General features: G+C 59.4%; 5 protein-coding genes. 1 reads left to right on the top strand and 4 read right to left on the bottom strand.

Annotated features, from left to right (window positions below; translation table 11 throughout):
• The 3 genes from AAFM15_RS10055 to rimP form a co-directional block, all read right to left on the bottom strand.
• Positions 1 to 1,573 (bottom strand): translation initiation factor IF-2 N-terminal domain-containing protein (locus tag AAFM15_RS10055; RefSeq protein ID WP_341686579.1); only part of this gene is annotated, 1,573 nt, incomplete at its 3' end.
• A gap of 23 nt (positions 1,574 to 1,596) precedes the next feature.
• The gene (nusA, locus tag AAFM15_RS10050) at positions 1,597 to 3,081 is read right to left on the bottom strand and encodes a transcription termination factor NusA (protein ID WP_341686578.1); all 1,485 of its coding nucleotides are present in this window, start codon (positions 3,079 to 3,081) and stop codon (positions 1,597 to 1,599) included.
• Positions 3,082 to 3,144: 63 nt separating this feature from the next.
• The gene (gene rimP, locus AAFM15_RS10045) at positions 3,145 to 3,708 is read right to left on the bottom strand and encodes a ribosome maturation factor RimP (RefSeq protein ID WP_341686577.1); all 564 of its coding nucleotides are present in this window, start codon (positions 3,706 to 3,708) and stop codon (positions 3,145 to 3,147) included.
• 184 nt (positions 3,709 to 3,892) lie between these two features.
• Between rimP and fabI the strand changes: the two genes are divergently transcribed.
• Positions 3,893 to 4,708, top strand: coding sequence for an enoyl-ACP reductase FabI (gene fabI / locus AAFM15_RS10040; RefSeq protein WP_341686576.1), 816 nt, complete (start codon positions 3,893 to 3,895; stop codon positions 4,706 to 4,708).
• 118 nt (positions 4,709 to 4,826) lie between these two features.
• Here fabI and AAFM15_RS10035 read toward each other — a convergent pair whose 3' ends face one another.
• A complete protein-coding gene (locus AAFM15_RS10035) occupies positions 4,827 to 7,100 on the bottom strand; it encodes an arginine/lysine/ornithine decarboxylase (RefSeq protein ID WP_341686575.1) in 2,274 nt (757 codons plus the stop codon).
• Between the last annotated feature and the right edge of the window lie 103 nt (positions 7,101 to 7,203).

Raw genomic sequence — 7,203 nt, 5'->3', positions numbered from 1 at the left:
GGCCGGGGGTATCCAGGAAGGTCACCATCCCGTTTGGCGTATCGACATGGTAAGCACCGATATGCTGTGTAATACCACCCGCCTCGCCGGACACTACCGATGCCTTGCGGATGTAATCCAGCAGCGAGGTCTTGCCGTGGTCCACGTGGCCCATCACGGTCACCACAGGTGCGCGTGGCAGGGCTTCGGCTTCGGTGGCTCCGGATTCTTCGTCGGTAAAGGCTTCGGGGTCATCGAGCGCCGCAATCACGGCTTTATGGCCCAGCTCTTCCACCACGATCATGGCGGTGTCCTGGTCCAGCGACTGGTTGATGGTGACCATCTGGCCCAGTTGCATGAGCTTTTTGACCACTTCAGAAGCCTTGACCGCCATCTTGTGCGCCAGTTCGGCCACAGTAATGGTTTCGGGCACGTGCACTTCAATGACACGCGCTTCCTGGGGAGCGGCTTGTTGCTGCTCTTCGCGATCGCGGTCGTGTCCTTTGCGGCCCTTGGGACCTGCACGCCAGCTGTTGCGGCCCACGCCACCACTGCTGTCGCCACGTGTGGGAATGGCTTTCTTCTTGGCAGGATCGCCCGCCCAGCTCGACGAGAGCTTGGCTGACTTGACTTCCTTGCCTGCACCTGCAGGCTGTGCCCCTGGGGCAGCGCCGGCTGTCCGCACCCCCGCGCCAGGTGTGCCAGCGGGCTTGTGCAACGTGCCTTTGACAGCAGCTTTGGGCTCTTCTTTCTTGGGCTCGTCCTTCTTGGCTGTCAGCACTTTTTTGGGTGCATTCATCATGGCGCGGATGGCTTCGGCTTCGGCCAAAGCCTTGCGACGACGATCCTCCAGCTCCTTGGCGCGAGCAGACTCTTCCTCTGCACGAATGCGCGAGGCTTCTGCAGCTTGAGCGGCAGCTTGTTCTGCGGCATGCACAGCGGCCTGAGCTGCTGCGGCCTGGTCGGCTTTGCGTTGTTCTGCTTGCTGAGCCGCAGCCTTTTGAGCGGCCTCTTTTTCTGCAGCCGAAGCATTGATGCTGGCAGCTTCCTGGCGGGCTGCTGCGAGCTTGGCTTCGCGCTCATCCTGCTGGGCCTGCACCTGCTCACGCGCGGCAAGCGCCTGAGCGTGTGCAGCCTGCGCCTTGGCCTCTTCGGCCTCGCGCTGACGACGCTTTTCAGCAAGCTCTTCTTCCTGACGACGCAGCAATTCGGCTTGCTGGCGGGCCTGTTCTTCTCGACGAGCCAGTTCCGCGTGATCGATCACGGGCTCTGCCGGCTCAGCAGCGGCTACAGGTTCATCGTCACGCTTGATGAGTGTGCGCTTTTTACGCACCTCCACCTGGATCGTGCGGGCCTTGCCTGTGGCGTCAGCCTGTTTGATCTCGGTGGTCGACTTTTTGGTCAGTGTGATCTTTTTGCGCTCGCCCGTGCCATGACTGGCCTGCAAATAGCTCAGCAGGCTGTGTTTGTCGGCATCGCTGATGGCGTCATCGGGCGAGTTTTTCTGCACGCCGGCGGCGCGCAACTGATCGATCAACAAATCGGCAGGTTTTTTGAGTTCAGCGGCGAACTCTGCAACGGTGGTACTGGTCATATTGGCTTCAAACCTCCATCTGCTCAGTCCTGGTTCGTGAACCAGTGTTCACGAGCCTTCATGATCAAGGCGGTCGCGTCTTCAGCGCTTTGCCCAGTGATGTCTGTCAATTCATCGGTGGCCAGATCGGCCAGGTCGTCACGGGTGTGCACGCCAGCTTCAACCAGCTTGGCGATCAGTTCGGTGGTCAGGCCGGGCAGATCGCGCAGATCCTGCGAAACCTCTTCCACGCTTTCCTCGCGAGCAATTTCCATGGTCAGCAAGGCGTCTTTGGCGCGTGCACGCAGCTCATTGACCGTATCCTCATCGAACGATTCGATTTCCAGCATTTCCTGCAGCGGCACATAAGCCACCTCTTCCAGGCTGGTGAAACCCTCTTCGATCAGGATGTCGGCGATTTCTTCGTCCACATCGAGCTTGGCCATGAACAGGCTGCGGATGGTGCTGGTCTCTTCGGCCTGCTTCTGCGCGGACTCGGCGGCATCCATGATGTTGATCTTCCAGCCCGTCAGATCGGAAGCGAGGCGAACGTTCTGACCACCGCGACCAATGGCAATGGCCAGGTTTTCTTCATCCACCACCACATCCATGGCGTGCTTTTCTTCGTCCACCACGATGGACTGCACGTTGGCAGGAGCCAAAGCACCAATCACAAACTGGGCAGGGTCTTCGCTCCACAACACGATGTCCACGCGCTCGCCAGCGAGCTCGTTGGTCACGGCATTCACACGGGTGCCGCGCACACCGACGCAGGTGCCAATGGGGTCGATACGCTTGTCGTGCGAAAGCACAGCAATCTTGGCGCGCGAGCCAGGGTCACGGGCGCAGGATTTGATTTCGAGCAGACCTTGTTCGATTTCGGGCACTTCCTGACGGAAGAGTTCAATCATGAACTCGGGCGCCGAACGCGACAGGATGATGGGCGCACCACGCAGGGTCAGGTCCACTTCCATGATCATGGCGCGGACACGGTCGCTGGTACGCAGGTTTTCCTTGGGGATCATTTCGCCGCGACGCAGGCGGCCTTCAACGCGGCCCGCTTCGCAAATGATGTCGCCCTTGTCCATACGCTTGACCGTACCGACAAAGATTTTTTCGCCGCGCGAGAGGAACTCGTTGAGCAGCATTTCACGCTCGGCATCACGGATTTTCTGCAGGATGACCTGTTTGGCCGCCATGGCGCCAATACGGCCAATCGGCAAAGACTCCACGGGCTCTTCGATGTATTCATCGACCTGGATGTCTGCAATTTGCTCCTGGGCTTCGAACAGCAGGATTTCCTGGTCAGGCATTTGCAGGCCAGCCTCGTTGGGCACCACGTGCCAACGACGGAAGGTTTCGTAGTTGCCCGTGTCGCGGTCGATCGACACACGGATGTCCACTTCGCCTTGGTACAGCTTTTTCGTGGCCTGGGCCAGCGCTGCTTCAACAGCACCAAACACCACATCGCGCTCGACGTTTTTCTCGCGCGAGATGGCTTCCACCAGCATCAACATTTCGCGGTTCATACCCTCAATCTCCTGTTACCTGCTATCCATCAAATGTGTTGCCCAAGGCCGCCAGACGGCACCTCAGGCGGCATCCTTGGGCTTGCGCCCTTTGAAATCAACCACCGGACTCAAGCGCACTTCGCGCAGTTCGTCCAGCGTAAAACCCAGCACCTGTACCGGAATGGCATCCAGTCGCTTTTGGCTCACACGCTGCCCGGGCTTGACCGCTGGCGCATCTGTCCAGCTGATTTGCCAGCCACCGGCTTCGGCACGCTCGAGCGTGCCCGTGAATTTTTTACGGTTGGCATTGACCAAGCCACCAGCGGCCTCGCCGATGGGCTGCTTGAGCGTGATGTCAATCTTTTCGCCCTCGAAGCGAACAAAGTCCTGCTCGTGGCGCAGCGGACGATCGATACCGGGCGACGACACCTCAAGGCGGACGTAGTCCATGTTCTCGACTTCGAGCACATACTGCAGCTGGCGAGTGACTTTTTCGCAGTCTTCCACGTTGACAAAGGCTTCCTGTCCCGGCGTCCAGGGCAAATCGATCGTGACGCGCAAGAGCCCGCCAGCGGAACGCTCGATCTCGACCAGGTCATAGCCCAGTCCGGTTACTGTCTGCTCGATCACAGAAGCCAAAGTCACCCGTGTTTCCCCGTAGTCAAAAATGAATCGACCAAAAAAAACGGGCGGTTGGTACCCGCCCGTTTGGTCGTGAATGCGGTATTGTAACGCACAAATCAAGCTAAGTGTGTGATTTTTCTAGGAATTTAGCCTCGCCTGAAGGCGTGCGACAATCGGCCCCAGCATTTTCTGGAGTCCTTAAGACATGAGTACAAAAACAGGCTTTCTCGCTGGCAAAAAACTGCTGATCACGGGCGTTCTGTCCAACCGCTCCATTGCCTATGGCATTGCCAAGGCCTGCCACGCCCAAGGCGCCGAGCTGGCTTTCAGCTACGTGGGGGAACGTTTCAAGGACCGCATCACCGAATTTGCCGCCGATTTCGACTCCAAACTGGTGTTTGACTGCGATGTGGGCAGCGACGAGCAAATTGACCAGTTGTTCAAGGACCTCTCCAACACCTGGCCCAAGATCGACGGCTTTGTGCACGCCATCGGCTTTGCCCCCCGCGAAGCGATTGCTGGCGACTTTCTGGACGGTCTGTCGCGTGAAGCCTTCAAGGTGGCGCACGACATCAGCGCCTACAGCTTCCCGGCCATGGCCAAGGCAGCCCTGCCCTACCTGAATGACAACAGCGCGGTGCTGACCCTGTCTTACCTGGGCGCCATCCGCACCGTGCCCAACTACAACACCATGGGCCTGGCCAAGGCCAGCCTGGAAGCATCTGTGCGCTACCTGGCCGAATCGCTCGGCAGCCAAGGCCGTGGCCTGCGTGCCAACGGCATTTCTGCCGGCCCCATCAAGACGCTGGCAGCCAGCGGCATCAAGGGCTTTGGCAAGATTTTGTCGGTCGTGGCCGAAAACTCCCCTATTCGTCGCAACGTGACGATCGACGACGTCGGCAACGTGGCCGCTTTCCTGCTGTCCGACCTGGCCGCAGGCGTGACTGCCGAGATCACTTATGTGGACGGCGGCTTCAGCCAGGTGGTGGGTGGCATTGCGGAGCCTGTTGAGGCAGCTTGATTGATCGCAGGGTAAGTGCCGTCGGCGCGGCGGCACGCACTGACCCGGGCTCATCGCGCAAGCGCGAAACATCGCCCAAATCAGCGCGCACCACCACGCCGACTGCGCTGAAGGCCAATCACGCCTTCACGCAATCCGCGAAATAGCGCTTCTTGCCATCTTCCCCGACTTCTTCGACCAGACCGTGAATATCGGTCTCAAAGCCTGGGCACTCCAGGTTGAACTGGCGCGCGAACTTCAGGTAGTCCACGATCTTCTTGTTGAACACCTCGCCCGGAATCAACAGTGGAATGCCGGGAGGGTACGGCGTCACCAACCCTACGGTGATGCGCCCTTCCAGATCGTCAATCGCGACACGCTCGGTCTGGCGACGGGCAATATGCGCATAAGCATCTGAAGGCTTCATGGCCGGCGCCAGGTCGGACAGGTACATGTCCGTGGTCAGGCGTGCAATGTCGTAGCGGGCGTACATCTCGTGCACGTGCTGGCACAGGTCGCGCAGGCCCATGCGCTCGTAGCGCGGATGCTTCTGACAGAACTCCGGCATGATGCGCCACATCGGCTGGTTCTTGGCGTAATCGTCCTTGAACTGCTGCAGCGCCGTGAGCAGCGTGTTCCAGCGGCCCTTGGTGATGCCGATGGTGAACATGATGAAGAAGCTGTAAAGGCCCGTCTTCTCGACCACCACGCCATGCTCGGTCAGGAACTTGCTGACGATGGAGGCCGGGATGCCGGTCTTGTCGAACTTGCCGTCCAGGTCCAGGCCCGGCGTGACGATGGTCGACTTGATCGGGTCGAGCATGTTGAAGCCGTCGGCCAGTTGCTGACCAAAGCCGTGCCACTTGCTGGCCTTCTTGCGCGGGTCGTTGCGCAGGATCCAGTCTTCGGCTTTGCCCACACCTTCGTCGGCAAATTTTTCCGGCCCCCAGACCTTGAACCACCAGTCCTTGCCGTATTCCTCGTCCACCTTGCGCATGGCGCGGCGGAAGTCCAGCGCTTCGGCGATGCTCTCCTCCACCAGCGCGGTGCCACCGGGCGGCTCCATCATGGCGGCAGCCACGTCGCAGCTGGCGATGATGCTGTACTGCGGGCTGGTCGAGGTGTGCATCAGGTACGCCTCGTTGAACAGCGGGCGGTCGAGCTTGATGTTTTGCGAATCCTGCACCAGCACATGGCTGGCCTGACTGATGCCGGCGAGCAACTTGTGGATGGACTGCGTGGCATACACCACCGTGTCCTTGGGACGTGCCCGCTTCTTGCCCATCGCGTGGTACGGGCCATAGAAGGGGTGGAAAGCCGCGTGCGGCAGCCAGGCCTCGTCAAAGTGCAGGTTCTCCACGTAGCCGTCAAGCATGCCCTTGATGGTCTCGGTGTTGTAGAGCACGCCGTCGTAGGTGGACTGGGTCAGCGTCAGGATGCGCGGCTTGACCTTTTTGGCGTCCACACCCTTGAGCAACGGGTTCTTCTTGATCTTGGCCTGAATGGCCGCAGGCTCGAACTCGCTCTTGGGAATCGGGCCAATGATGCCGAAGTGGTTGCGCGTAGGCTTGAGGAAGACCGGAACTGCCCCGGTCATGATGATCGAATGCAACACCGACTTGTGGCAGTTGCGGTCCACCACCACCACATCACCGGGCGCCACCGCATGGTGCCAGACCATCTTGTTGGAGGTGCTGGTGCCGTTGGTCACAAAAAAGCAATGGTCGGCATTGAAGATGCGCGCCGCATTGCGCTCGCTCTCGCCAATGGCACCGTTGTGGTCCAGCAGCTGGCCCAGCTCTTCCACCGCGTTGCACACGTCAGCGCGCAGCATGTTCTCGCCATAGAACTGGTGGTACATTTGGCCCACCGGGCTCTTCAAAAAGGCCACGCCTCCCGAGTGCCCCGGGCAATGCCACGAATAAGAGCCGTCTTCGGCGTAGTCCAGCAACGCTTTGAAGAACGGTGGCTGCAGGCCCTCGAGGTAACTCTTGGCCTCACGGATGATGTGACGCGCCACGAACTCGGGCGTGTCCTCAAACATATGAATAAAGCCATGCAGCTCGCGCAGGATGTCGTTGGGCAAGTGCTGGCTGGTCTTGGTCTCGCCGTAAATGTAGAGCGGTACATCGGCGTTCTTGCGGCGCACCTCTTCAATAAACGCTCGCAAGCTCACCACCGCGGGGTCCAGGTCCGGACCGGGCGTGAACTCCTCGTCGTCAATCGACAAAATGAAGGCACTGGCGCGACTTTGCTGCTGCGCAAACTGCGACAGGTCGCCATAGCTGGTGACACCCAGCACCTCAAAGCCCTCGCTTTCAATGGCTTGCGCCAAAGCACGAATGCCCAGACCGGAGGTGTTCTCCGAACGGTAGTCTTCGTCAATGATGACAATGGGAAAGCGAAACTTCATGGCAGGCAAGGCATTGGGCGCCAAAAATTAAAGAAACAGGCGCGAAGTGTAAGGAAAAAATGTGACCACAAGGTTGCCAAATCACAGATTCGCGAGAAATTGG

It is taken from the genome of Limnohabitans sp., from assembly GCF_038134685.1.
Taxonomy (GTDB): Bacteria; Pseudomonadota; Gammaproteobacteria; order Burkholderiales; family Burkholderiaceae_C; genus Limnohabitans_A.
Note: the sequence above shows the minus strand (reverse complement) of the source record. Positions and strands in the feature narration are given on the sequence as shown.

Excerpts from the sequence above, each read along its gene's own strand:
- fabI (WP_341686576.1), top strand. The coding sequence starts at position 3,893 with ATGAGTACAAAAACAGGCTTTCTCGCTGGCAAAAAACTGCTGATCACG.
- AAFM15_RS10035 (WP_341686575.1), bottom strand. The coding sequence starts at position 7,100 with ATGAAGTTTCGCTTTCCCATTGTCATCATTGACGAAGACTACCGTTCG.
- nusA (WP_341686578.1), bottom strand. The coding sequence starts at position 3,081 with ATGAACCGCGAAATGTTGATGCTGGTGGAAGCCATCTCGCGCGAGAAA.